We start from the raw sequence: 23294 nt of genomic DNA on the forward strand, positions 1-23294 counted from the left end.
TGCGCCGACTGCGCATTAGCCGCTATAGTTTCAGGTGGATAGCTATCGATCGAGATAGTCGGCGATCTTCGATGTCCATTCGCCGTCGAAATGGCGGACATGTTCGGCGACGATCTCATCGCTCAGCAGGCTCGACAAGGCGGAAACCAGAACTGGTTCTATCTCTGGAGCCGAGCTAAATCCAAGAGCAGTCAAACGTTCGGACCAGGGCGGATGATCCGCGCTTTCCTTATCTGGCGCGTCCCAGGCCTTTTGCGCATATTCTTGCAGGATGGGAAGCCTCGACAGGTGACTGGCGGCCGCCAGAACTCTTTCAAGTGGTGGACGAGGCGGTACCATGGTGCCAAGCAGTTCACGTTTAAGCGGAATATACACTTGGTCATCGAAGAACGCACTGGCAGCACCGATCAGCAGCAGGGCGCGCGCCGTTTCATATGCATCGCCGGACATCGCTGCATGACGATCTGCGTCAATTTCCGCCCGCCGCGACAACCGTATTTCTTCGCGCTCCAGCGTGCGCGACAGCGGGCCAAGCATCCAGTAGAACAGGCTGCCCGAAACGGTTTTTCCCGGTGGGGCGAAGTCGAAGATTAGATCGAAGCTCTTTTCGAGTTCGGCCAGGTTGAGCCCGCCATTTGTATCTTTATTTTTCAGATGGGCGTCCTCATGGGCCAAGATCGCCGCAAACCCCTTTTGGTCGGTCGCTGCGAGCAGCGGCAGGCCCACGGTGAGAATTGCCCTGCGACCAAGCAGGCCCAGAAACGGCCGCTCTTCACCGATACTGGCGTTGAGATCGTCGCTCAGGATGATGCTCGTGCGGCTGGCGCGGTGTTTGCCGGCAATACTCTCCCAGACGGCCCACAATTTCGGGGCTGATTCCCGAGTAATCCCGTCCACCTTGCTGGGTCGAAAACCGGCGAACAATGTCCCGATCAACAGAACGATGGCCAGCATCGCGGCCGGGATTGCAACAACGCCAGTCGCGATGACAGCGAGCGGATAGCAATCGAGGAACCAGAACCACAGGAGTATTGGGCAAAACAGCGGCATGGCGAAGAGCAGGATGGCAAACCTGCCGAAACGCGCTCCTACATAGAGGACCAGGCGCGACATCAACCCCTCACAGCGGAATGTTGTCGTGCTTCTTCCAGGGGTTTTGCATATCCTTGTTGCGCAGCATCCTGAGCGCGCGGGCGATGCGGCGGCGGGTCGAATGCGGCATGATCACCTCGTCGACATAGCCACGCTCGGCGGCAACGAAGGGGGACAGGAAGCGATCCTCGTAAGCTTTTGTATGTGCCGCGATCTTTTCCGCGTCGCCGATGTCCTTGCGGTAGATGATCTCGACCGCGCCCCTGGCGCCCATCACCGCGATCTGCGCCGTCGGCCAGGCATAGTTCATGTCGCCGCGCAGATGCTTCGAGGCCATCACATCATAGGCGCCGCCATAGGCCTTTCTGGTGATGACGGTGATCTTTGGCACGGTCGCTTCGGCATAGGCGAACAGAAGCTTGGCGCCGTGCTTGATCAACCCACCATATTCCTGCGCGGTGCCGGGCGGGAACCCCGCCACGTCGACGAAGGTGACGATCGGGATCGAGAAGCAGTCGCAGAATCGCACGAAACGAGCCGCCTTGCGGCTGGCATCCGAATCGAGCACGCCGGCCAGCACCATCGGCTGGTTGGCGACGAAGCCGACGGTGCGGCCCTCGATACGGCCGAAGCCGGTGACGATGTTTTTCGCAAAATTCTGCTGGATCTCGAAGAAGTCACCCTCGTCGGCAACTTTAAGGATCAACTCTTTGATGTCGTAGGGTTTGTTGGCATTGTCGGGGATCAGCCTGTCGAGCGACAGATCGTGTTCGGTGACCGACTGGTAGCATTCGATCTCGGGAATTTCCGCCGTGTTGGAAGCCGGCAGCAGATCGACCAGCCGGCGCATCTGCAGCAGCGCCTCGACGTCATTGTCGTAGGCTCCGTCGGCGATCGAGGACTTCGTCGTGTGGATAGAAGCGCCGCCGAGGCTTTCGGCGGTGACCGTCTCGTTGGTGACGGTCTTCACCACATCCGGCCCGGTGACGAACATGTAGGAGGTTTCGCGAACCATGAAGATGAAGTCAGTCATCGCCGGCGAATAGACATCGCCGCCGGCGCAGGGGCCCATGATCAGTGAAATCTGCGGGATGACGCCAGAGGCCAGTACATTGCGCTGGAAGATCTCGGCATAGCCGCCGAGGGCTGCCACGCCTTCCTGGATGCGGGCGCCGCCGGCGTCGTAGAGGCCGATGATCGGCGCGCGGTTGCGGAGCGCCATCTCCTGCACCTTGACCACCTTTTCGGCATGCGCCTCGGACAGCGAGCCGCCGAACACGGTGAAATCCTTGGCGAAAAGATAGACCGGGCGACCGTTGACGGTGCCCCAGCCGGTAACGACGCCGTCGCCGGCGATCTTGGTTTTCTCCATGCCGAAATCGGTCGAGCGGTGCTCGACATACATGTCGAACTCCTCGAACGAGCCCTCGTCGAGAAAGACGTCTATGCGTTCGCGGGCGGTCAGCTTGCCCTTCTTGTGCTGGGCGTCGATGCGGGCCTGGCCGCCGCCCATGCGGGCGATCTCGCGGCGGCGCTCGAGTTCCTTCAGCACGTCCTTCATGACCGGTCCCCGAAACAGAAAGCTGGATTGTGGTAATCATGCCTGGGGGAGAGCGCAAGCGCCGCTTCCTCATGGCTTTTGTTGCGCTGCAACATCGGACCCCTTGCATTCCGAAGCGAACTGGGCCATATGCGGCCGTATAGGCGCTTGGGCCGGGATAATCCGGCCTTCTCGACGAATGAGACTGGTTGCGTCTGTTTTCCCTCTTCCCGACAGATCGGCAAGGTGGCGAAAAAGCCCCGTGGCATGAAGCCTACGGGCACGACAGCGCAGCCGTGTGGACGATGACGTCCGCCCGCCTTGTCGTTTCATGACAATTTTCGACGGCAGGTTGCGCCCTGCCGCCATCGATGTTTGCGGCCAGAAGCCGCATGAAAGAAGAATATTTTGACCAATGAGAACATTTTGATCGGTAAGGACACTGGGGAACTGAACGGTTTCGCCGCACTTGGAATTACCGGCGCACTGCTCAAGGCCACCAATGCCGCCGGCTTTACCGATCCGAAGCCGATCCAGGCCCAGGCGATCCCGCCGCAGCTCGAAGGCCGCGACATTTTCGGCATCGCCCAGACCGGCTCGGGCAAGACGGCGGCGTTCGCGCTGCCGATCCTGTCGAAGATCATCGCACTTGGCACCAAGCGCCGGCCGAAGACGGCCCGCGCGCTGATCCTGGCGCCGACACGTGAACTCGCGGTGCAGATCGAGGAGATGATCAAGCTGCTCGCCAAGGGCGCGCATGTATCGACCGCGCTCGTGCTGGGCGGCGTCTCGCGCTTCAGCCAGGTGAAGAAGGTTGCGCCCGGCGTCGACATCCTGATCGCAACGCCCGGTCGGCTGACCGACCTTGTGCGTGAAGGCGACCTGATGCTTGCCGACACCAAATGGTTGGTGCTCGACGAAGGCGACCGCATGCTCGACATGGGCTTCATCAACGACGTGAAGCGCATCGCCAAGGCGACGGCGCCGGACCGTCAGACGGTGCTGTTCTCGGCGACTATGCCGGCCGAGATCGCCGAACTGGCGAAAGGCCTGCTGAAGAACCCGATCCGCGTCGAAGTCGCTCCTCACAGCACCGCGGCAGCCGAGATCGTGCAGGGTGTCGTCTTTGCCCGCACCAAGCAGAAGCGCCAGGTGCTGGCCAACATGCTTGCCGATGAGGCGATGAAGTCCGTCATCATCTTCTCGCGCACCAAGCATGGCGCCGACAGGGTGACCAAGGATCTCGAGCGCGACGGCTTCAAGGCCGCCGTCATCCACGGCAACAAGTCGCAGAATGCCCGTCAGAAGGCATTCAACGATTTCCGTGAGGGTTCGGTGCGCATTCTCGTGGCGACCGACATTGCGGCACGCGGCATCGACGTGCCCGGCATCAGCCATGTGGTGAATTTCGACCTGCCGGACGAGGCGGAGAGCTATGTCCACCGCATCGGCCGCACCGGCCGCAACGGCATGGACGGCATCGCCATCACACTCTGCGACCCGTCTGAAAACAGCAAGCTGCGTCAGGTCGAGCGCATCATCCGCACCAAGCTGCCGATCGTTGCCGACCATCTCGGCAGCCCCGATCCGCAGCGCAATCCCGCCGAGAAGAACGAGCGCAGCTTCGAACCGGCCAATGATCGCAACGACCGCAATGGCCGTCGCGACGGCAGGCGGCCCGGCGGCGCAAACAATGGCTTCGGCAAGAAGCGGTTCGGCGACAAGCCGGCCTTTGCGGGCGAGCGCAAGCCGGAAGGCGCCAAGCCCTTCAAGGGCAATAACAAGCGCCGCTTCGGCGGCAAGCGGCCAGCAGCGCGGGCCGCATAATCTGACCGTGTTGCGGTCGGCCAAGCCTGGCTTGGTCACACACGATTGAAGAGGGCGACCGGAGCGATGCTTCGGTCGCCCTCTTGCTTGGGGGCCTTTGGTTCACTTTACCACCGCCTCGATCCACACGACGATCCGCTGCGCGAGGAAAGCCGTGGTCGATGGCGACAGCGCGTCGCCGGCAATGACGTGGTTGTCCGGGTCGCCGGTATCGTCGGCCGGCATCAATTCATGTGCGGCGCCCCAGCGACCCGCAAGTACGATCGCTCGCCCATCACCGATCCTACTCGACTGGCGGCTTGCGGTCGAAATTCAGCGGCCGCGCATTCCAGCGGGTGACCGTGCTGATCACCCATCGGCAGAACGGCCTCGGCAGCATCCTGAGCAGCTTCAGCGTCCAACTCAGGCGGCGTGGGAAAGTGACTTCGAAGCCGCCGTATTCGATGCCTTGCGCGATGCGGCGCGAGGCCAGATTGACCGGCATCAAGCCCGGCATCGGCAGGAAGTTCTTTTCGGTCAGCCGCGTGTCGACAAAGCCCGGATTAATCACCTGGATGCGGACGTTCATCTTGTCGAAATCGTATTTCAGCGACTCGGCCAGGATATTGACCGCCGCCTTGGTGCCGCCATAGGCGGCGGTGGTGGGCCAGCCGAAATAGGCGGTAACTGAACCGATCAGCACGACATGGCCGCGCGAGCGCACGCGCATGCGTTCGATGACTGGCAGCAGGCCGTTGATGATGCCGAAATAATTGACTTCGAAAGACCGACGGAAATTGCGCGCCACAAGATCCTCGCCCGGCGTTGCGATATAGCTTCCAGCGTTGAACACTGCCAACACGATCGGACCGAGATCTTTCTCGATCGCTGCAACCGTCTTCGCCATGCGTTTTTCGTCGGTCACGTCGCAAGGATAGGCTGCGACACGGCCCGCCATCTGCGCCGTTTCGACGATGAGCGTATCGATCGGATGGTCATCTGGCGCAGTCACCGCGACGACATAGCCCCGAGCGGCAAGATCCTTGGCCAGCGAACGGCCGATACCGCTGCTGCCGCCCGTAATCCAGGCGACGCCATGCTTCGGATTGGCCCGATAGAGTGTCATGTTGCGCCCCGCCGGCTCTTCTTAGCCTGTGCTCTACCGGTGAAGAAATCGAATGAAAAGAGTGCTTTTCGGTACATGGTTGAAATGAATACCGGTCGGGCGCTCCTGGCTGCAGGAATTGCAGTGTGCGAAATGCGACTGGACCAGGCAAATTCTTGCCTTGAAACCGAAGCTTCGGGTTTCTAGGGTTTCGCCGCACCCACAAAGGAATCTCCATGCCCCGTTCTGTGATCGACGTGATCGGCAACACGCCCCTGATCCGCCTCAACAAGGCCTCGGAAGCAACCGGCTGCGAGATCCTGGGCAAGGCCGAATTCATGAATCCCGGGCAGTCGGTAAAGGACCGCGCCGGCCTGTTTATCATCCGCGATGCGGAGCAGCGCGGGCTGCTGCGGCCCGGCGGCGTCATCGTCGAGGGGACGGCCGGAAATACCGGCATCGGATTGACACTGGTTGCCAAGGCGCTCGGCTACCGCACGGTGATCGTCATTCCCGACACCCAGAGCCAGGAGAAGAAGGATACAATCAAACTGCTCGGCGCCGAGCTGATCGAAGTGCCCGCCGTGCCTTACAAGAACCCGAACAACTACGTGAAGCTGTCGGGCCGGCTGGCCGAGCAGATGGCGAAGAGTGAGCCGAACGGCGCGATCTGGGCCAACCAGTTCGACAATGTCGCCAACCGTGACGGCCATATCCGCACCACGGCCGAAGAAATCTGGAACCAGACCGACGGCAAGGTGGATGGTTTCGTGTCGGCGGTCGGTTCCGGCGGCACTCTGGCAGGCGTCGGTTTCGGGCTGAAGGCCAAAAACAACCAGGTCAAGATCGCGCTGGCCGATCCGCTGGGGGCAGCGCTCTATTCCTTCTACACCAGCGGCGAGCTGAAATCCGAGGGCAGTTCGATCACCGAAGGCATCGGGCAGGGGCGGATCACCGCCAACCTCCAAGGCTTTACACCCGATTTTGCCTTCCAGATCCCCGACGAGGACGCGCTGCCGATCGTATTCGACCTGATCCAGGAGGAGGGGCTTTGCGTTGGCGGTTCGACGGGCATCAACATTGCCGGCGCCATTCGCCTGGCGCGCGAGCTAGGCCCCGGCCACACCATCGTGACCATGCTTTGCGACTACGGCACGCGCTACCAGTCGAAGCTGTTCAATCCTGAATTCCTGCGCGAAAAGAAGCTGCCGGTGCCGGGATGGATGGAGCAACAGAGCACGATTTCGGTACCGTTCGAAAGGGTTGCGTGATGGCGCACAAGACCGAAGCGCTGTTTCGTGACGACGCCTATCTGGGGACGGCCGACGCCACCGTCGTCGCAGTCAATGATCGCGGCGGCATCATTCTGGACCGGACGGTGTTTTACGCCACATCGGGCGGGCAGCCGGGCGACACCGGCAGCCTCGAACGCGCCGACGGCACCGGCATAGCGATTGCCGCTACGATCACCGGCGAAACCAAGGACGAGATCATCCATGTGCCGGCGCCGGAGCAGGCAGTTCCAAAGGTGGGCGAGCGCATGAGGCTCGCCATCGACTGGCCGCGGCGGCAGTTGCTGATGCGCATGCATTCTGCCTGCCACCTGCTTACCGTCGTCTGTCCGTTCCCGATCACCGGCGCCGCGGTTTCCGAGGACGACAGCCGTATCGATTTCGACATCCCGGACGCCGGCTTTACCAAGGAAGACGTGACGGCCAGACTGATGGAGCTGGTGCGAGCCGACCACCCGATCTTCACCCGGCTCATTTCCGACGAGGAACTGGCATCCAATCCGGGCTTGGTGAAATCCAAGAATGTGCGGCCCCCGGCCGGCACGGGAAGGATCCGATTGGTCTGCATCGGCGAGAACGCTTCGATCGACAGCCAGCCTTGCGGCGGCACCCATGTAAAGAGCACCAGCGAAATCGGCGAGATCCATATCGGCAAGATCGAGAAGAAGGGCCGCGAGAACCGGCGCTTCCGCATTCGCTTTGGTCCTATGCCGCCAGCCTGATATAGGACTGCGACGGGCGGGACAGGAGAGAAAAGATGGCCGACGACAGTCCTTTCACCATCGATGCCGATTGGTTACAGAAGCGGCTCGGCGAACCCGGCCTGACGATTGTCGACGCGTCCTGGTACCTGCCGGCGCAAAAGCGTGACGCGCGCGCCGAGTACGACGTAGCGCATATTCCAGGCGCCCGCTTCCTCGACCAGGATGCGGTTTCGGACCCCGACGCGGCTCTGCCGCACACGCTGCCGTCGCCGCAGCATTTCGCGCAATATGTCGGCGCGATGGGTATTTCGGCCGATGACACGATTGTTGTCTATGACGGGCCAGGGTTCTTTTCTGCACCGCGCGCCTGGTGGTTGTTTCGCGTCATGGGCGTGTTCCAGGTCTATATACTCGACGGCGGCTTCGATCGTTGGAAAGCCGCCGGACGGCCGGTGACGGCGGAGCCGACGAAGATCGCGCCTTGCGTGTTTTATGCCAACTTCGATGCCGCCCGCGTCGCCAGCCTTGCCGACATGCGCCGGATCGTCGAGACGGGGGAGAGCCAGATCGCCGACGCGCGCTCGCCTGGCCGTTTTGCCGGCACCGAGCCGGAGCCGCGCCCCGGCATCCGCTCCGGCCATATGCCGGGCGCGCACAACGTGCCGTTTTCGGCGCTTTCGGAAAACGGCGAATTGTTGCCGAAGGTCAGGCTGCGCAAAGTGATCGAAGGAGCCGGCATCGACCTGTCGAAGCCGGTCGTCACCTCCTGCGGGTCGGGCGTCACCGCGGCAGCCGTCACGCTAGCTTTGGAGACGCTTGGCCATGCCGACAACAGGCTTTATGACGGTTCATGGACCGAATGGGGCGGGCTTTCCGACACGCCTGTCGTGACGGGCAAGGACTGACGGTGATGGAAGACGGATCGCTGGAAGACATCGATGTCACCGTGACGTTTCTCGAAATGCATGTGCCGCCTGCCTATTCGCCGCCGCTGCCGTACAACCGCCAGATCGCGCTGCTCAAGACCAAAGACATTCCCCTGCATTTCTACCGCTATTTGATGGATCGGGTCGGCCGCAAATGGCACTGGGTCAATGTGTTGAGGCTGAGCGACGAGGAGCTTGCGGCGGGCATCCACCGCGAGGACCGCGACATCAGGGTGCTTTATCTGGATGGTGCGCCGGCGGGCTTCTTCGACCTCAAGCCGCATTTGCCGGAGGAAGTGGAACTCGCTTATTTCGGAATGATGGAGCACGCGACCGGGCAAGGCATCGGCCGCTGGTTCCTCGGTGCGGCAATCGCCGCGGCATGGTCGCACGGGCCAAGGCGGATAACCGTGCAGACCTGCACCCTCGATCACCCAGCAGCACTGCCGCTCTATCAAAAACTCGGCTTTACGCCAGTGGCGCAAAAAAAGGAGGTCGTACATCCGATGTCTTTTGCCGAGCGCGCGGCCAGCGTCATGCGGCCCTGATTTTCAGGCCCGTTCATCCGAGCTTCAGCTTGTCTTTGCAACGTCCCAGAGTCTCTGGATCAACACTCAAAGGTGAGCCCGACTTGAATGAGCTTGGCTCTTTCCATATCGCTATCGTCTAAAAACCGATGGGTGATGGAGGATCGCACGATGGCAATACGCGTGGTAATGGCCGGCGCGACCGGCTGGGTCGGCAAAGCGCTGGTTCCGGCGATCGGGGCGCAAGGCGACATGGCGCTGGCCGGGGCTGTATCACGCAGCGGCGCGGGGCAGGATTCCGGTCTGCTGGTTGGTATGCCGGCTAATGGTATTGCCGTTTCGGCCTCGCTGGCCGAGGCGCTGGAGGCGCCGTCGGACGTGCTGGTCGACTTCACCAAGCCGCATGTCGTGAAAGACCATGTGCTGCTCGCCATCGACAACGGGCGGCACACGGTGATCGGCACGTCGGGACTGGGAGCTGCCGACTATGCCGAGATCGACGCCGCGGCGCGCGCCAATGGCGTCGGCGTTGTTGCCGCTGGCAACTTTTCCATCACCGCCACGCTGATGAAGCGGTTTGCACTTATGGCGGCAAAATACGTGCCGGACGTCGAGGTCATCGATTATGCTAGTGCAAAGAAGCCCGACGCGCCCTCCGGAACCGCACGAGAGCTTGCTGAAGCGCTGGCCGACATCCGCAAGGCCTCAACGGCAAAGCCGGTCTCCGAGGTCTCCGGCGTGCCGGCCACACGCGGTGGTGCGGTCGGCGCAGGCGAGGGGGTGCAAGTGCACGCGCTTCGCCTGCCGTCCTACATCCTGTCCTGCGAGGCGCTGTTCGGTCTGCCAGACGAGCGGCTGACCATACGCCACGACGCCGGCTCGTCCGCGGCGCCTTACGTGGCGGGCACGCTGCTCGCCATCAGACGGGTACAGCAGATCAAAGGTCTGGTTCGTGGTCTCGAGGCGCTGATGGATTGATCCATTTCGGCAGGAATCGGGTGGGAAGCTCTGCCTTGCGAGCATAATTTCCGGTCGACGACACCGGAGATTTTGCCATGACGCTAAAATTCAAAGCCTTGCCAACCAATGCTGTCCGGGCACTTCAGCGCGGCGGGCCGGATGCTTATGGCTTGAAGCCAGAGCGGCAACTTTCGGATGGCGACGGCGTGCCTTGCCGTCATTGCTTGAAAAATATTGCTGTGGGAGAAGCCTATCTTGTTTTGGCCTATCGGCCTTTTCCGGAGCTGCAGCCTTATGCCGAAACGGGGCCGATCTTTCTGCATGCGAAAGAATGCGAACGCGCCGCCGAGGGGAAAATGCTTCCCGAAATGCTCGAAAGCAGCGATTACATTGTGCGCGGTTATGGCAAGGACGACCGCATCGTTTACGGCAGCGGCGGCGTCATTCCGACCGACGCAATTGCCGCACGGGCAGAGACGTTGTTCGAACGCGACGACATCGCTTACGTCCACATCCGCTCGGCGCGCAACAATTGCTATCAGTGCCGGATCGACCGCGCGTAACCGGACAGGCTGCACCGGCTTGGGGCTGTCGTACTCCCGTCGCATACAAGCGGTAGAAACACACTGTCGATCGATTTGCCGACCGCGGATGAACCGGCGGGAATTTTCGACAACCGAGGAAGCGGGGCTTTGGCTCCGCTTTTTTGTTGTCCGGTTATTCCGCGCGCCCGACACTTTTCAGTTTTTCGACATAAGAAAAAACCCGTCGGACGAATCCGACGGGCACTGGAGAGGCAGATTCGGACAGCTCAGGCGGCGAGAACGGCCTTCGGCTCGACCAGGTCGTAACCGAGCGCTTCGGCCACTGCGCGATTCGTGATCTTGCCCTTGTGGACGTTCAGCCCGTTGCGCAGATGGTGGTCGTCTACCAGCGCCTTGAGGCCCTTGTCGGCGAGCTGCAGGCCATAATGCAGCGTCGCATTATTGAGCGCGTGGGCCGAGGTGACCGGCACCGCACCCGGCATGTTGGCGACGCAATAGTGGATGACGCCATCGACCTCATAGGTCGGCTCGGCATGGGTGGTGGCGTGCGAGGTCTCGAAGCAGCCGCCCTGGTCGATGGCGACGTCGACCAGCACGGCGCCTTTCTTCATGCCCGACAGCATTTCGCGCGTCACCAGCTTGGGCGCTGCTGCCCCCGGGATCAGCACGGCGCCGACGACGATGTCAGCCGAAAAACATTCTTCCTCCAGCGCCTCGACGGTCGAGTAGCGGGTGTGGACGCGGCCGCCAAAGATGTCGTCGAGCTGACGCAGGCGCGGGATCGAGCGGTCAATGATGGTGACGTCGGCGCCAAGGCCGGCGGCCATCCGTGCAGCATGCAGGCCGACGACGCCGCCGCCGAGCACAGTGACCTTGCCGGGGAGCACGCCGGGCACGCCGCCAAGTAGCACGCCGCGGCCACCATTGGCCTTTTGCAGCGCCGTTGCGCCCGCCTGGATCGACAGGCGGCCGGCGACTTCCGACATCGGTGCTAGCAGCGGCAGACCGCCGCGCTCGTCGGTGACCGTCTCGTAGGCTATCGCGGTCACGCCGGAGGCCAGCAGGCCCTTGGTCTGCTCCGGATCCGGGGCAAGATGCAGATAGGTATAGAGGATCTGGCCGTCGCGGAGCTGAACCCATTCGTTGGGCTGCGGCTCCTTGACCTTCACGATCATGTCAGACTTGGCAAAAACGTCGGCGGCCGTTTTGGCAATCGTGGCGCCGGCGGCGCGATACGCGTTGTCATCGGCGCCGATGCCGGCGCCGGCGCCGGTCTCGATCAGCACTTCATGGCCATGCGCGACATATTCACGGACCGAACCCGGTGTCAGGCCGACGCGGTATTCATGGTTCTTGATTTCCCGGGGGCAACCGACGCGCATCTTTTTCTCCTGATCCGGCCCTTTGGGGCTCGTTCCCTGTCTAGAGATAGTGAACCACGAATCGTTCGGTAAGTGTTTGCGAATGCGCTTGCCAGAGAGGCCACTGTTCGATAATCGTTGCGCAAAACATTAGAATTATCGCAGGAACCCGCAAAAATGCCGCTCGACAGGATTGATATCGCCATTCTCGAGACGCTGCAGAAAGACGGGCGGATACCCAACGCAGCGCTCGCCGAGAAGGTTGGCCTGTCGCAGTCGGCCTGTTCGCGGCGGCTGGACAATCTGGAGAAATCCGGAACCATCCGCGGCTATCACGCACGGCTGTCCAACGCTGCACTTGGGCACCAGATGACGGCGATCGTACATATATCGCTGTCCGGGCAATTCGAGAAGACGTTGTCGGATTTCGAGGCAGCGATAAAGCGCTGCCCGAACGTCCTGTCCTGCCATTTGATGTCGGGCGAATATGACTACATCCTGCGCATCGCGGCAAAGGATCTCGTCGACTACGAACGCATCCACAAGGAGTGGCTGTCGGCAATGCCGCATGTGACGAAGATCAATTCGTCTTTTGCCTTGCGCGAAATCGTCGATCGCACGGCCGTGGGAATGAAGCCTGAACTCGCCTAGGCCCCGAACTCGCCTAGGTGTTGACTGCCTCGGTCACCACACGGTCCATCCGAATGTCGTGCGGCTGCGGGTAGATGGTGACGATGCGCTGCAGTTCGTAGCCGACGCCGATGACCAGCGGTTTGAAGGGCATCGCGGCAAGCGTGCGATCGAAGAAGCCGCCGCCATAACCCAGGCGAAACTGCCCGGGATCGATGCCGACGATCGGCGAAATGACGATGTCGGGCAACACCGGATCACCCTCGGCCGGTATCGGGATATTCCAGACGCCCTTCTCCAGCCGGTCTCCGTGGGTATAGGCGCGAAAGACAAGCGGCCGGTCTTTCTCGACGACGACGGGCAACGCCGTGCGCCCGCCCCGCGCGTTAACGGTTTCCATCCACGGGCGCAGGTCCGGCTCGCCGCGAAACGGCCAGTAGAGGCTGACCATGCGGCCGGCGATGTCGCCGATCACCGCGTCGAGCCCTTCGGCAATGCGCTGCGACATAGCTGCGCGCGTGTCGGCCGAAACGGCAAGGCGGGATACGATCAACCGCTCGCGCTCGGCCTTGCGCCAGCGCCTTACGTCGGTCCAGTCGGATAGCGGCGCTTGGAACTCCGGATCAAGCTCGTGCATAAAACAAGGCGGCGAGGCGTACTGCGCTGAGTCTTCATCTTCATTCCTAGCCATGCTTCACCTGCAATATACTGTTCCGACCAAGTCGTATCCGGGACGTAAGCTATATCCGGGAATGAGTCTGCAGCATGCGTATTCACGACATCAAGAGACGAGTCCCAGGCAGTTGCAGCGCAGGCATTGCTGCACTGCACAAGGATACTTACATCAGCCTTGGCGAGAGGGATGAGTGAGATGAACATAGCCAACCATCACGTCGTCGTCGTAGGCGCCGGTTTCGGCGGCCTCGAATTCACCCGCGCACTTGCCGGCGCGCCGGTGCGCATCACCATGATCGATAGGCGCAATCATCACCTCTTTCAGCCGCTGCTCTACCAGGTGGCGACGACGGCCCTGGCCACCTCCGAAGTGGCTTGGCCGATCCGCCATCTCCTGCGCAGGCGCAAGGACGTGACGACGCTGCTTGCCACTGTGACTGGCATCGACCGCACCGGCAAGCGGGTGCTGCTGCAGGACGGCGGCACGGTCGCTTACGACACGCTGGTGCTGGCCACCGGCGCGCGGCACGCCTATTTCGGCCATGACGAATGGGAGCCATTCGCCCCGGGCCTGAAGACGCTGGAGGACGCCACGACCATTCGACGGCGTATTCTTTTGGCTTTCGAGCAGGCCGAGCGGGAAACCGATCCCGCCCAGCGCCAGGCATTGCTGACGCTGGCGATCGTCGGCGGCGGGCCGACCGGCGTGGAATTGGCCGGCACCATTGCCGAACTGGCGCACGACACGCTGCGCGGCGAGTTCCGCAACATCGACACGCGGCAGACGCGTGTGGTGCTGATTGAGGCCGGCGACCGCGTTCTTGCCAATTTCGCGCCGGAACTCTCTGATTATGCAATGAAGGCGCTCGAACGGCTCGGCGTGACCGTCGAACTCGGCCGCGCGGTTACGCGCTGCGATGCTGAGGGTGTCGTCTTCGGCGACAGGCATTTGCCGGCCAGGACAATTCTGTGGGCGGCGGGCGTAGCCGCTTCGCCAGCCGCCGAATGGCTCGGCGCGGCAGCGGACCGCGCGGGCAGAGTGCTTGTCGAGCCCGACCTCACTGTACCGGGAAACCCGGAGATTTTCGTCATCGGTGACGCAGCGCACGTCCTGCGGCCGGATGGCCGGCTGGTGCCGGGCGTCGCGCCCGCCGCCAAGCAGCAGGGACGGCACGTCGCCACGGCGATCAAGGCAAGGCTTGCCGGTGACGCGACACCGCGTCCTTTCAGCTACAGGCATGACGGCGATTTGGCGACGATAGGCAAGCGCGCCGCCGCGATCGATTTCGGCTGGATCAAGCTCACCGGCCGGCTTGCCTGGTGGCTATGGGGCTTTGCGCATATTTACTTCCTGATCGGCCTTCGTAACCGGCTTGCGGTTTCCCTGAGTTGGCTATGGATATACTTCACCGGTCAGCGCAGCGCGCGGCTGATCACGCAGGGCGACGACGATAAGGGCTGATTGTTCGCTGCCGGACATTCATCGGCGCGTCACCTCCTCTTGATGGAATCGGCTTCTGGACTCGGCTGGATTTCGGCGCGAAGCTTTGCTTCGGGCAGGACTTGTCACGTCGTGGAAGAAAGAGAAAACGAATGTCCCAATTGCGCCACCTCGTCTCACGCCGCGATTTCCTCGCCGGCGTTGCCGCCAGCGGAGCGCTGATCATGCTGCACCCGTTCTCCGCCCGGGCTCAAGCCAATCAGGCGCATCTGAGGATTATGGAGACGACCGACATCCACGTGAATGTGCTGCCTTACGACTACTACGCCGACAAAGCTAACGACACGATGGGGCTGTCGCGAACGGCATCGTTGATTGAAGCTGTGCGCAAGGAAGCCACCAACGCGATGCTGATCGACAATGGCGACCTTCTGCAGGGCAATCCGATGGGCGACTATATTGCCTACGAGAGGGGGATGAAGGACGGCGACCTGCATCCGGTCATGAAGGGCATGAACGTGCTCGGCTATGAATGTTCGACGCTCGGCAACCACGAATTCAACTATGGCCTGTCGTTCATGGACAAGGTGCTGGCCGGCGCCAATTTTCCGTTCGTCTGCGCCAACCTGATCCGCGGCACCGAACTCGCCGCGAACCCGCGCGACGACAAGCTCTATCTCAAGCCCTATGTCATCCTCGACAAGAAGATCAGGGACGGGTCGGGGGCCGAGCAGCCGATCAGGATCGGCATCATCGGCTTCGTGCCGCCGCAGATCATGGTCTGGGACCTGAAAAATCTCGAGGGCAGTGTCAAGACGCGCGACATCGTCGAGGCGGCCAAGGCGTGGGTGCCGCAAATGAAGGAAGAAGGCGCCGACATCGTCATTGCGCTCTCCCATTCCGGCATCTATGTGAAGCAAAGCGACATGATGGAGAATGCCTCCTTCTTCGTTGCCGGTGTCGAAGGTATCGATGCGGTGTTCACCGGCCACCAGCATCTGGTCTTCCCCGGCAAGAAGGACTTTCAGTCGCTGGACGCCGTCGATACGGCGAAAGGCACGTTGCAAGGCAAGCCCGCCGTCATGGCCGGCTTCTGGGGCTCGCACATGGGGCTGATCGATCTGTTGCTGGAGCGCGACGGATCGACGTGGAAAATCGTTTCGACGACCTCTGAGGCCAGGCCGATCTTTGAGCGGGTCGACAAGACGAACAAGCCGACCGTCGCGGACGACCACCGCATCGTCGACGCGCTCAAACAGGACCACGAGGCGACGCTTGCCTATGTGCGCCGGCCGGTCGGCAAAACCTCGGCGCCGCTCTATTCCTATTTTGCGCTGGTCGCCGACGATCCATCGGTGCAGATCGTCAGCCAGGCGCAGACCTGGTACTTGAAGGACATCCTGAAGAACACAGAGTGGAAGGATATGCCGCTGTTGTCGGCGGCGGCACCGTTCAAGGCGGGCGGGCGCAACGGCGCCGACTATTACACCGACGTGCCGGTGGGCGATATCGCCATCAAGAACGTCGCCGACCTCTACCTCTATCCAAACACGGTGCGCGCCGTCGAAATCACCGGGGCAGAGGTGAAGGAATGGCTGGAAATGTCGGCCGGCATCTTCAACCGGATCGAACCGGGCAAAGCAAACCAGGCGCTCATCAACACCGACTTCCCGTCTTATAATTTCGACGTGATCGACGGCGTCACCTACCGGATCGACCTGTCGCAGCCACCGAAATATGATTCGAAGGGCGGGCTGGTGAATGCTGGCTCGACCCGCATCATTGACTTGATGTTCGACGGCAAACCGATTGGTCCCAAGCCGAAATTCGTCGTCGCCACCAACAACTACCGAGCCGGCGGCGGCGGCAATTTCCCGGAGATCAATGCCTCGAAGATCATCTACGAAGCGCCCGACACCAACCGCGACGTGATCGTGCGCTATATCGTCAGCGAAGGCACCATCAACCCGTCGGCGGATGCCAACTGGTCGTTTGCGCCACTACCGGGAACCAGCGTCGTGTTCGAGACCGGCGCCAAGGCGAGAGAGTTTATTGCGCAGGTGAAGTCGCTGACGATCGAGCCGGCGGGCGAGGGCGAAGCGGGGTTTGTAAAATACCGCATCACGCTTTGAGGCAAGGATTTGAGCGTCGGCTCGAAACTGTCTCAGCGTTAAGATACTGTCCCGATACGGCCAATCCGTTTGAGACAGGGGGCCTCTTCAAGCAGGTGGTGCGAAACGCCGCTTGACGGCGGCATGACCAGATCCAGCGCGTCCGTCGAAATCCCACCGGAATAATCGTGTGGCAGTTGGTCGATCGAGGCGGGAAGCGGTCGTCGAAGCCGAGCGGGGTTATCTTTCCAAGGCGCCCTGCAGCGGTAGAGCCATTCTGGCCAGCAAGCATCGCAGCGGACAGACCAAAGGCCGTTAAAATTCGGGGAGGGTCCCAGCAGGGCCGGAATCACTATGGTTGCAAGCATCCATATGCGCTAGTTTTAGCCATGCGTTATGTCATCATCATCACGACCGTCACCTTTTTCCTGATCTGGGACGGCATTTACAACCAAGGCCGCTACCTCGACAGGACCATCAGGGAGGTGACCCGCGTCGTGCACTATGTAACCAGCATGGTGTAGTTTCTCTTTTTCGCCACGGTTCGCCGACGCGACATCCTGCCGATTGACGGCACGCTCCCGCTGACACAAAAGAACGCCGGTCCAACGGTCCAGGAGGCTGGGTTGATCCGGCATATCGTTTTCTTCAGCGCGCGGCGTAAAGTGGACGTCGAGGCAGTGCGTACGGGTCTGCTGGCGCTCGGCAAGATACCCCACTCGCGCCATTTCGAGGTAACGCTCAACACCAAGGTCGACCCGCTCTCGGATGAGATCGATGTGGTCGTCTACGCCGAGTTCGAGGACGAAGCGGCGCTCGCCGCCTACAAGGCGCATCCGCTCTATGCAGAGACGACCAGCCGGGTCAAACCTCTGCGCGAATTGCGTTATTCGGCCGACATCGTTGCAAGTTGACGAGCCGCCGTCCCCTACGCGCTGATGTGGTCTTTCCGCTGAGGCGTCGGCCAAGCCCTTGAACCATTTTCAGGAATGAGGCACATCGCGCGGGACATGACAGAGGACACCCCCGCAAGCCCTCATCCGCTCGATCACCTGGTGCTGCCGACAGCGAGCCTCGATGTTGCGCGGGCGCGCTTGACCTTGCTCGGCCTTACCGTTGCGCCGACAGGTATCCACCCTTTCGGAACCGAAAACTGCTGTGTCTTCCTCACCGACGGCACCTATCTCGAGCCGCTCGCGGTCGCTGACCGGCAGGCCGCGGCAACGGCGATCTCGAACCGCAATGTCTTTGTCGTGCGTGATCGCACGTATCGCGAAGAAAACGGCGATGAAGGATTTTCTGCCGTGGCGCTGGGCACCGAAAGCGCCGCCGCGGACCACGCGCGCTACATGGAAGCCGGTCTGTCGGCGGGAGACGCGCTAAGCTTTTCGCGCGCCTTCACCGATGCGACGGGAAAGAGCGACACCGCATCGTTCAAACTGGCCTTCGCGGCTACAGGCAAGGCAACGGACGCTTTTCTCTTCGCCTGCGAGCGGATCAATGCGCCGAACGTCGACCGCACTGCGTCGCAGGCCCACGCTAATGGCGCATCCGGCATTGTCGAAATCGTGGCAGCCAGTGGCGAACCCTTCGAACAACGCAATGTGATTTCGATCGCGGCTGGGATCAAGGCGCAGGGCGGCGGCACTGTCTATGAGCTGCCGAATGCCGTCGTGACCGTTCTGGATCCTGCAGCCTATTCGGCACGCTTCGGCATTCCTGCCGGCGCGCCATCTGAACTCCGCTTTGCTGGGATCGTCTTTTCGGTTAGGCACGGCGACACCGTCGCCAAGCTGCTTGCAGCCAATTCCGTCGAACACCACATGCGCGGCGGTGATATCATCGTGCCGCCGGCGCCAGGGCAGGGCGCAGCCTTCATTTTCCGGGAGATCGCATGAACAATCTCAATCCTCTGATGCCAAATTCTTCCGTTGCGATCGGCAAGGTCATTTTCGGCAACAGCGCGCCCCTGTCGCTGATCGCCGGTCCATGCCAGCTGGAATCGCGGCAGCACGCGTTCGACATGGCCGGTGCACTGAAGGAATTGACGGAACGGCTCGGAATCGGGCTCGTCTACAAGACCAGCTACGACAAGGCCAATCGCACATCGCTTGGCGGCACGCGCGGTGCGGGACTTGAAGCGGCAATGCCGATCTTCGACGACTTGCGCAACAATTTTTCGCTGCCGATCCTGACTGACGTCCACACTGAGGAACAATGCGCGATCGTCGCTCCGCATGCCGATATCCTGCAGATTCCTGCCTTCCTCAGCCGCCAGACCGATTTGCTGATCGCTGCGGCAAGAACCGGCAAGGTGGTGAATGTGAAGAAGGGGCAATTCCTCGCGCCGTGGGACATGAAGAACGTCGTCGCCAAAATCATCGGCTCCGGCAACGCCAATGTCTTGGTCACCGAGCGCGGCGCATCCTTTGGTTACAACACCCTGGTGTCCGACATGCGGGCGCTGCCGATCATGGCCGAGATCGGCGCGCCGGTGATTTTCGATGCCACCCATTCCGTGCAGCAGCCGGGTGGGCAGGGCGGTTCGTCCGGAGGCGACCGGCGCTTTGTCGAGACGCTGGCGCGCGCGGCCGTCGCGGTTGGCGTCGCCGGCGTCTTCATCGAGACGCACCAGGACCCCGACAACGCGCCTTCCGACGGTCCCAACATGGTGCCGCTAAAGGATCTTCCCGCATTGCTTGAACGGCTGATGGCGTTCGATCGCATTGCCAAAAGCGTGGGTTGAACCAGCAGTTGCGCCACAGCAGCGCCGCCAAGAAAACTTTGAAGAATTTCGAACCCGCCTGGAACCTTAGCCCGCGGCCCTCATTGTCAAAATCTAATGTCAACGACGACGAGGAGCACACCATGACGACCCAGACGGGACACACCGAAGCCATCGCCGCTTCGCGGGTTATCGGCACATCGGTCTACAATACGGAAGGCACTCATATCGGCGACATCGAGGACGTCATGCTCGACAAACTGTCGAACGGAATCATGTTTGCCGTGATCGGTTTTGGCGGATTTCTCGGCATCGGCGAGAAATACCACGCCATTCCGTGGGCGAGCCTTGACTATGATGAGAACAGGGGCGGCTATGTCGTGCCGTTCACCAAAGACCAGCTGATGGCCGCTCCTTCCTATTCGATCAACGAGCTGACCGGCGCCGACGGCGAGGCCGCGCGTGACGCCTCATACAACTACTACAAGGTCGAGCCTTACTGGCACTGACCTTACTGGCACTGACTAAGTCTCCTGGAATCAAAAAGGCCCCCGGGAAATCGGGGGCCTTTCGATGTGGCGGGATGCTACTGCGCAATCTGCAGGGTCGGCAAAGGCGACGATCCCTGCGGGGGGTGCTGATTGTCGCACGACGTCAGGAACGCAGCCGCGATCAGGAACAAACTCACAATACCGCTCAACTGGGACATGGCGAAACTCCTCGTGTTTCGCCCCGCGCGACAACAGCCATAAACCAGAAACCGGCATGCCGCGTATGACAAATGATGACAGCGCTTCGTGCTTCGTGAATCCCGTAGCGCGCCGGCAATATTTGCAAGTGCCCCGATTGCGTTTTGCGGCGCTTTGGCTAAGAGGTGCGCGACGCTTCAATCGATCAATCGGGGACATCGCAATGACGGCCATCATCGACATTGTCGGGCGTGAAATCCTGGACAGCCGCGGAAATCCGACCGTCGAGGTCGACGTCGTGCTCGAAGACGGCTCGATGGGTCGCGCCGCGGTGCCGTCCGGTGCCTCTACCGGCGCGCATGAGGCGGTCGAACTGCGCGATGGCGGCCCCCGCTATCTCGGCAAGGGCGTGCTCACGGCGGTCGAGGCGGTGAACGGCGAGCTGTTCGAGGCGATCGGCGGCATGGAGGCAGAGAATCAGATCCATATCGACCAGACCATGATCGAGCTCGATGGTACGCCCAACAAGAGCCGGCTCGGCGCCAATGCCATCCTCGGCGTGTCGCTGGCTGTGGCCAAGGCCGCGGCCGAAGCGGCCGACCTGCCGCTCTATCGTTATGTCGGCGGCACCAAGGCCCATGTGCTGCCGGTGCCTATGATGAACATCATCAATGGCGGCGCGCATGCCGACAACCCGATCGATTTCCAGGAATTCATGATCCTGCCGATCGGCGCGCCGACGCTGCGCGACGGCGTGCGCTGGGGCTCGGAGATCTTTCATACGCTGCGAAAGAAGCTGAAAGACGCCGGCCATGCCACCAATGTCGGCGACGAGGGCGGCTTTGCCCCCAACCTGAAGAGCGCGCCGGCCGCGCTCGACTTCATCATGGAATCGATCGAGCAGGCTGGCTTCAAGCCCGGCGAGGAGGTTGCGCTAGGCCTCGACTGCGCGGCGACCGAATTCTTCAAGGATGGCAACTACGTCTATGAAGGCGAGAGGAAAACCCGCGACCCGAAGGCGCAGGCCAAATATCTGGCCAAACTCGCTGCCGACTACCCGATCATCACCATTGAGGACGGCCTGGCCGAGGATGACTGGGACGGTTGGAAAATACTGACTGATCTCATCGGCAAGCAAACGCAGCTGGTTGGCGACGATCTGTTCGTCACCAACTCGGCGCGGCTGCGCGACGGCATCCGCATGGGTGTCGCCAATTCGATCCTGGTCAAGGTCAACCAGATCGGCTCGCTTACCGAAACGCTCGACGCCGTCGAGACCGCGCACAAGGCCGGCTATACCGCGGTGATGTCGCACCGCTCGGGCGAGACCGAGGATTCGACCATCGCCGATCTCGCCGTTGCCACCAATTGCGGGCAGATCAAGACGGGCTCGCTGTCGCGCTCGGATCGCATGGCCAAGTACAACCAGCTCATCCGCATTGAGGAGGAGCTCGGCAAGCAGGCGCGATATGCCGGCAAGTCGATCGTGAAAAGCTGATTTCGAGAGAAAATCCGTGGCGACGAGGGCGGGGACATTCCCGCCCTTTTTTGCTTCCAGGCTCTGAATCCAACAGGCTGTAACCGTCCATTAAGCACAATCGGGCGACAAAGGCGGCGTAGAGGATTCGGACCATGTGGACACGCCAGCACAAGCAAAGAAACACCGGCCGGCTGATCATCCCCTCGCTCTGCGTGGTGTTCCTGACTTATTTCGGTTTCCATGCCTATCATGGCGAGTTCGGCATCTATTCCAAGTATCAGCTCGAAGCTGAGACTGCCGAATTGCAGGGCAGGCTCGATGCCGTCAGGGCGCGCCGGATCGATCTCGAGCGCCGCGTTCAGCTGATGCATGAGGGCACGCTGGAGAAGGACATGCTGGACGAGCAGGCGCGCAAGGCGCTTAATCTGTCCCACGCCGACGAGATCACCATCATGCTGCCGGTCGCAAGATAACCTGATCTCAGTTAATCAGCGATATTTGCAATGATTTTAATTGCTTAGATGCATGACAGCCATGCGTTTTCGGCATGGCGAAAGCCTTCCCTGCATGTTAGCCTGCCTCAAATCGGTGGGAGAACTGATCTCCCTCGCTGTCCGCCAAGAGACGCCAACAGGGAGTGATGCATGGCCACCGCCACCAGAAAAGCGCCTGCCAAATCCAAATTAGACGGCAAGATGCCGGGCCTTTCCACCCCGAAGCCTGTTGAATTCACCAAAGACCAGGAGCTTGCCGCCTACCGGCACATGCTGCTCATCCGCCGCTTCGAGGAAAAGGCCGGCCAGCTTTACGGCATGGGCTTCATCGGCGGTTTCTGCCACCTCTACATCGGCCAGGAAGCGGTCGTTACCGGCATGAAGATGGCGCTGATCGACGGCGACCAGATGATCACCGCCTATCGCGACCATGGTCATATGCTGGCCATGGAGTTGTCACCGCGCGGCGTCATGGCCGAACTGACCGGGCGCCGTAGCGGCCTGTCGAGAGGCAAGGGCGGCTCCATGCACATGTTCTCCAAGGAGAAGCATTTTTACGGCGGCCACGGCATCGTCGGCGCGCAAGTGTCGCTCGGCACCGGCATTGCCTTCGCCAACCGCTATCGCGGCAACAACAATGTGACGCTGACCTATTTCGGCGATGGCGCGGCGAACCAGGGCCAGGTCTACGAAAGCTTCAACATGGCCTCGCTGTGGAAGCTTCCGGTGATCTACATCATCGAGAACAACCGCTACGCCATGGGCACCTCGGTCTCGCGCTCATCGGCCGAGACGGATTTCTCGCACCGCGGCGCATCCTTCAAGATTCCAGGCATCCAGGTCGACGGCATGGATGTGCGCGCTGTAAAGGCAGCCGGCGACCTCGCCGCCGAATGGTGCCGCGCCGGCAACGGGCCGCTCATTCTCGAAATGCAGACCTATCGTTACCGCGGCCATTCGATGTCGGATCCGGCAAAATACCGCTCCAAGGAAGAAGTGCAGAAAATGCGCTCCGAACGTGACCCGATCGAACAGGTCAAAGCGCGGCTGCTCGACAAGAAATGGGCAAGCGAGGACGAGCTCAAGGCCATCGACAAGGAAGTCCGCGACGTTGTCGCCGATGCCGCAGAATTTGCCCAGAACGACGCGGAGCCGGATCCGTCCGAGCTCTGGACCGACATCGTACTTTAA

General features: G+C 61.4%; 23 protein-coding genes and 1 pseudogene. 18 read left to right on the top strand and 6 right to left on the bottom strand.

Features of this window, described 5'->3' with window-relative positions:
* Positions 1-42 precede the first annotated feature (42 nt).
* On the bottom strand, positions 43-1113 hold the full coding sequence (locus NKI17_RS08175; protein WP_352568585.1) for a M48 family metallopeptidase: 1071 nt from the start codon (positions 1111-1113) through the stop codon (positions 43-45).
* A 7-nt stretch (positions 1114-1120) separates the two neighbouring features.
* Entirely contained in the window at positions 1121-2653 is a 1533-nt protein-coding gene (locus NKI17_RS08180; RefSeq protein ID WP_352905638.1) for an acyl-CoA carboxylase subunit beta, read from the bottom strand.
* A 387-nt stretch (positions 2654-3040) separates the two neighbouring features.
* On the opposite strand from NKI17_RS08180, the gene NKI17_RS08185 reads away from it, so the two are divergent.
* Positions 3041-4459 carry a DEAD/DEAH box helicase gene (locus tag NKI17_RS08185; protein ID WP_352905639.1) on the top strand — a complete coding sequence of 473 codons (1419 nt, stop codon included), beginning with the start codon at positions 3041-3043 and terminating at the stop codon, positions 4457-4459.
* Positions 4460-4561: 102 nt separating this feature from the next.
* On the opposite strand, the pseudogene NKI17_RS08190 reads toward NKI17_RS08185, so the two are convergent.
* A pseudogene (locus tag NKI17_RS08190) lies at positions 4562-4717 on the bottom strand (alpha/beta hydrolase); the annotation flags it as partial.
* A 25-nt stretch (positions 4718-4742) separates the two neighbouring features.
* A complete protein-coding gene (locus tag NKI17_RS08195; RefSeq protein WP_352457508.1) occupies positions 4743-5564 on the bottom strand; it encodes an SDR family oxidoreductase in 822 nt (273 codons plus the stop codon).
* A gap of 215 nt (positions 5565-5779) precedes the next feature.
* On the opposite strand from NKI17_RS08195, the gene NKI17_RS08200 reads away from it, so the two are divergent.
* From NKI17_RS08200 to NKI17_RS08225, 6 genes are all read left to right on the top strand, one after another.
* On the top strand, positions 5780-6814 hold the full coding sequence (locus tag NKI17_RS08200) for a cysteine synthase A (protein ID WP_023675106.1): 1035 nt from the start codon (positions 5780-5782) through the stop codon (positions 6812-6814).
* A complete protein-coding gene (locus NKI17_RS08205) occupies positions 6814-7557 on the top strand; it encodes an alanyl-tRNA editing protein (RefSeq protein WP_023675105.1) in 744 nt (247 codons plus the stop codon). Before NKI17_RS08200 ends, NKI17_RS08205 begins: the two co-directional genes overlap by 1 nt.
* A 35-nt stretch (positions 7558-7592) precedes the next feature.
* Positions 7593-8444: a 3-mercaptopyruvate sulfurtransferase gene (gene sseA, locus NKI17_RS08210; protein WP_352905640.1), complete on the top strand. Its 852-nt coding sequence runs from the start codon at positions 7593-7595 to the stop codon at positions 8442-8444.
* A 5-nt stretch (positions 8445-8449) separates the two neighbouring features.
* Positions 8450-9013 carry a GNAT family N-acetyltransferase gene (locus NKI17_RS08215; RefSeq protein ID WP_023675103.1) on the top strand — a complete coding sequence of 188 codons (564 nt, stop codon included), beginning with the start codon at positions 8450-8452 and terminating at the stop codon, positions 9011-9013.
* Between the two features lie 150 nt (positions 9014-9163).
* Entirely contained in the window at positions 9164-9970 is an 807-nt protein-coding gene (gene dapB, locus NKI17_RS08220) for a 4-hydroxy-tetrahydrodipicolinate reductase (protein ID WP_023675102.1), read from the top strand.
* Positions 9971-10047: 77 nt separating this feature from the next.
* Positions 10048-10515: a DUF1203 domain-containing protein gene (locus tag NKI17_RS08225; RefSeq protein WP_023675101.1), complete on the top strand. Its 468-nt coding sequence runs from the start codon at positions 10048-10050 to the stop codon at positions 10513-10515.
* A 248-nt stretch (positions 10516-10763) separates the two neighbouring features.
* Here the strand turns inward: NKI17_RS08225 and ald are convergent, their stop codons facing one another.
* Complete coding sequence (gene ald / locus NKI17_RS08230; protein ID WP_023675100.1) at positions 10764-11879, bottom strand: alanine dehydrogenase; 1116 nt, start codon at positions 11877-11879, stop codon at positions 10764-10766.
* Between the two features lie 156 nt (positions 11880-12035).
* Between ald and NKI17_RS08235 the strand changes: the two genes are divergently transcribed.
* Complete coding sequence (locus NKI17_RS08235) at positions 12036-12509, top strand: Lrp/AsnC family transcriptional regulator (protein ID WP_023675099.1); 474 nt, start codon at positions 12036-12038, stop codon at positions 12507-12509.
* 13 nt (positions 12510-12522) lie between these two features.
* Here the strand turns inward: NKI17_RS08235 and NKI17_RS08240 are convergent, their stop codons facing one another.
* Positions 12523-13179, bottom strand: coding sequence for a 5-formyltetrahydrofolate cyclo-ligase (locus tag NKI17_RS08240; RefSeq protein ID WP_023675098.1), 657 nt, complete (start codon positions 13177-13179; stop codon positions 12523-12525).
* 180 nt (positions 13180-13359) lie between these two features.
* Here NKI17_RS08240 and NKI17_RS08245 point away from each other — a divergent pair, with 180 nt between their 5' ends.
* The 10 genes from NKI17_RS08245 (at position 13360) to pdhA (ending at position 23294) form a co-directional block, all read left to right on the top strand.
* Positions 13360-14625 carry an NAD(P)/FAD-dependent oxidoreductase gene (locus NKI17_RS08245; RefSeq protein ID WP_023675097.1) on the top strand — a complete coding sequence of 422 codons (1266 nt, stop codon included), beginning with the start codon at positions 13360-13362 and terminating at the stop codon, positions 14623-14625.
* A gap of 131 nt (positions 14626-14756) precedes the next feature.
* Positions 14757-16736 (top strand): bifunctional 2',3'-cyclic-nucleotide 2'-phosphodiesterase/3'-nucleotidase, encoded by a 1980-nt coding sequence (locus NKI17_RS08250; protein WP_352905641.1) that lies wholly within the window; start codon positions 14757-14759, stop codon positions 16734-16736.
* 368 nt (positions 16737-17104) lie between these two features.
* The gene (locus tag NKI17_RS08255; protein ID WP_023675095.1) at positions 17105-17239 is read left to right on the top strand and encodes a hypothetical protein; all 135 of its coding nucleotides are present in this window, start codon (positions 17105-17107) and stop codon (positions 17237-17239) included.
* A gap of 102 nt (positions 17240-17341) precedes the next feature.
* On the top strand, positions 17342-17629 hold the full coding sequence (locus NKI17_RS08260; RefSeq protein WP_352621726.1) for a Dabb family protein: 288 nt from the start codon (positions 17342-17344) through the stop codon (positions 17627-17629).
* Positions 17630-17725: 96 nt separating this feature from the next.
* Positions 17726-18613: a VOC family protein gene (locus NKI17_RS08265; RefSeq protein WP_352905642.1), complete on the top strand. Its 888-nt coding sequence runs from the start codon at positions 17726-17728 to the stop codon at positions 18611-18613.
* A complete protein-coding gene (gene kdsA, locus NKI17_RS08270) occupies positions 18610-19461 on the top strand; it encodes a 3-deoxy-8-phosphooctulonate synthase (protein ID WP_031211318.1) in 852 nt (283 codons plus the stop codon). Before NKI17_RS08265 ends, kdsA begins: the two co-directional genes overlap by 4 nt.
* Before the next feature lie 122 nt (positions 19462-19583).
* Positions 19584-19949 carry a PRC-barrel domain-containing protein gene (locus NKI17_RS08275; RefSeq protein WP_023717559.1) on the top strand — a complete coding sequence of 122 codons (366 nt, stop codon included), beginning with the start codon at positions 19584-19586 and terminating at the stop codon, positions 19947-19949.
* Between the two features lie 403 nt (positions 19950-20352).
* On the top strand, positions 20353-21627 hold the full coding sequence (gene eno / locus NKI17_RS08280) for a phosphopyruvate hydratase (protein ID WP_352754735.1): 1275 nt from the start codon (positions 20353-20355) through the stop codon (positions 21625-21627).
* Between the two features lie 134 nt (positions 21628-21761).
* A complete protein-coding gene (locus tag NKI17_RS08285) occupies positions 21762-22082 on the top strand; it encodes an FtsB family cell division protein (protein ID WP_023675088.1) in 321 nt (106 codons plus the stop codon).
* Between the two features lie 222 nt (positions 22083-22304).
* Complete coding sequence (pdhA, locus tag NKI17_RS08290; RefSeq protein WP_245274631.1) at positions 22305-23294, top strand: pyruvate dehydrogenase (acetyl-transferring) E1 component subunit alpha; 990 nt, start codon at positions 22305-22307, stop codon at positions 23292-23294.

The organism is Mesorhizobium sp. M0816 (genome assembly GCF_040320005.1).
In the GTDB taxonomy this organism is placed as follows: Bacteria; Pseudomonadota; Alphaproteobacteria; order Rhizobiales; family Rhizobiaceae; genus Mesorhizobium.

Coding starts and splice junctions, on each gene's coding strand:
- NKI17_RS08175 (WP_352568585.1), bottom strand. CDS start 1,113: ATGTCGCGCCTGGTCCTCTATGTAGGAGCGCGTTTCGGCAGGTTTGCC.
- NKI17_RS08180 (WP_352905638.1), bottom strand. CDS start 2,653: ATGAAGGACGTGCTGAAGGAACTCGAGCGCCGCCGCGAGATCGCCCGC.
- NKI17_RS08195 (WP_352457508.1), bottom strand. CDS start 5,564: ATGACACTCTATCGGGCCAATCCGAAGCATGGCGTCGCCTGGATTACG.
- NKI17_RS08200 (WP_023675106.1), top strand. CDS start 5,780: ATGCCCCGTTCTGTGATCGACGTGATCGGCAACACGCCCCTGATCCGC.
- NKI17_RS08205 (WP_023675105.1), top strand. CDS start 6,814: ATGGCGCACAAGACCGAAGCGCTGTTTCGTGACGACGCCTATCTGGGG.
- sseA (WP_352905640.1), top strand. CDS start 7,593: ATGGCCGACGACAGTCCTTTCACCATCGATGCCGATTGGTTACAGAAG.
- NKI17_RS08215 (WP_023675103.1), top strand. CDS start 8,450: ATGGAAGACGGATCGCTGGAAGACATCGATGTCACCGTGACGTTTCTC.
- dapB (WP_023675102.1), top strand. CDS start 9,164: ATGGCAATACGCGTGGTAATGGCCGGCGCGACCGGCTGGGTCGGCAAA.
- NKI17_RS08225 (WP_023675101.1), top strand. CDS start 10,048: ATGACGCTAAAATTCAAAGCCTTGCCAACCAATGCTGTCCGGGCACTT.
- ald (WP_023675100.1), bottom strand. CDS start 11,879: ATGCGCGTCGGTTGCCCCCGGGAAATCAAGAACCATGAATACCGCGTC.
- NKI17_RS08235 (WP_023675099.1), top strand. CDS start 12,036: ATGCCGCTCGACAGGATTGATATCGCCATTCTCGAGACGCTGCAGAAA.
- NKI17_RS08240 (WP_023675098.1), bottom strand. CDS start 13,179: ATGGCTAGGAATGAAGATGAAGACTCAGCGCAGTACGCCTCGCCGCCT.
- NKI17_RS08245 (WP_023675097.1), top strand. CDS start 13,360: ATGAACATAGCCAACCATCACGTCGTCGTCGTAGGCGCCGGTTTCGGC.
- NKI17_RS08250 (WP_352905641.1), top strand. CDS start 14,757: ATGTCCCAATTGCGCCACCTCGTCTCACGCCGCGATTTCCTCGCCGGC.
- NKI17_RS08255 (WP_023675095.1), top strand. CDS start 17,105: ATGCGTTATGTCATCATCATCACGACCGTCACCTTTTTCCTGATCTGG.
- NKI17_RS08265 (WP_352905642.1), top strand. CDS start 17,726: ATGACAGAGGACACCCCCGCAAGCCCTCATCCGCTCGATCACCTGGTG.
- kdsA (WP_031211318.1), top strand. CDS start 18,610: ATGAACAATCTCAATCCTCTGATGCCAAATTCTTCCGTTGCGATCGGC.
- NKI17_RS08275 (WP_023717559.1), top strand. CDS start 19,584: ATGACGACCCAGACGGGACACACCGAAGCCATCGCCGCTTCGCGGGTT.
- eno (WP_352754735.1), top strand. CDS start 20,353: ATGACGGCCATCATCGACATTGTCGGGCGTGAAATCCTGGACAGCCGC.
- NKI17_RS08285 (WP_023675088.1), top strand. CDS start 21,762: ATGTGGACACGCCAGCACAAGCAAAGAAACACCGGCCGGCTGATCATC.
- pdhA (WP_245274631.1), top strand. CDS start 22,305: ATGCCGGGCCTTTCCACCCCGAAGCCTGTTGAATTCACCAAAGACCAG.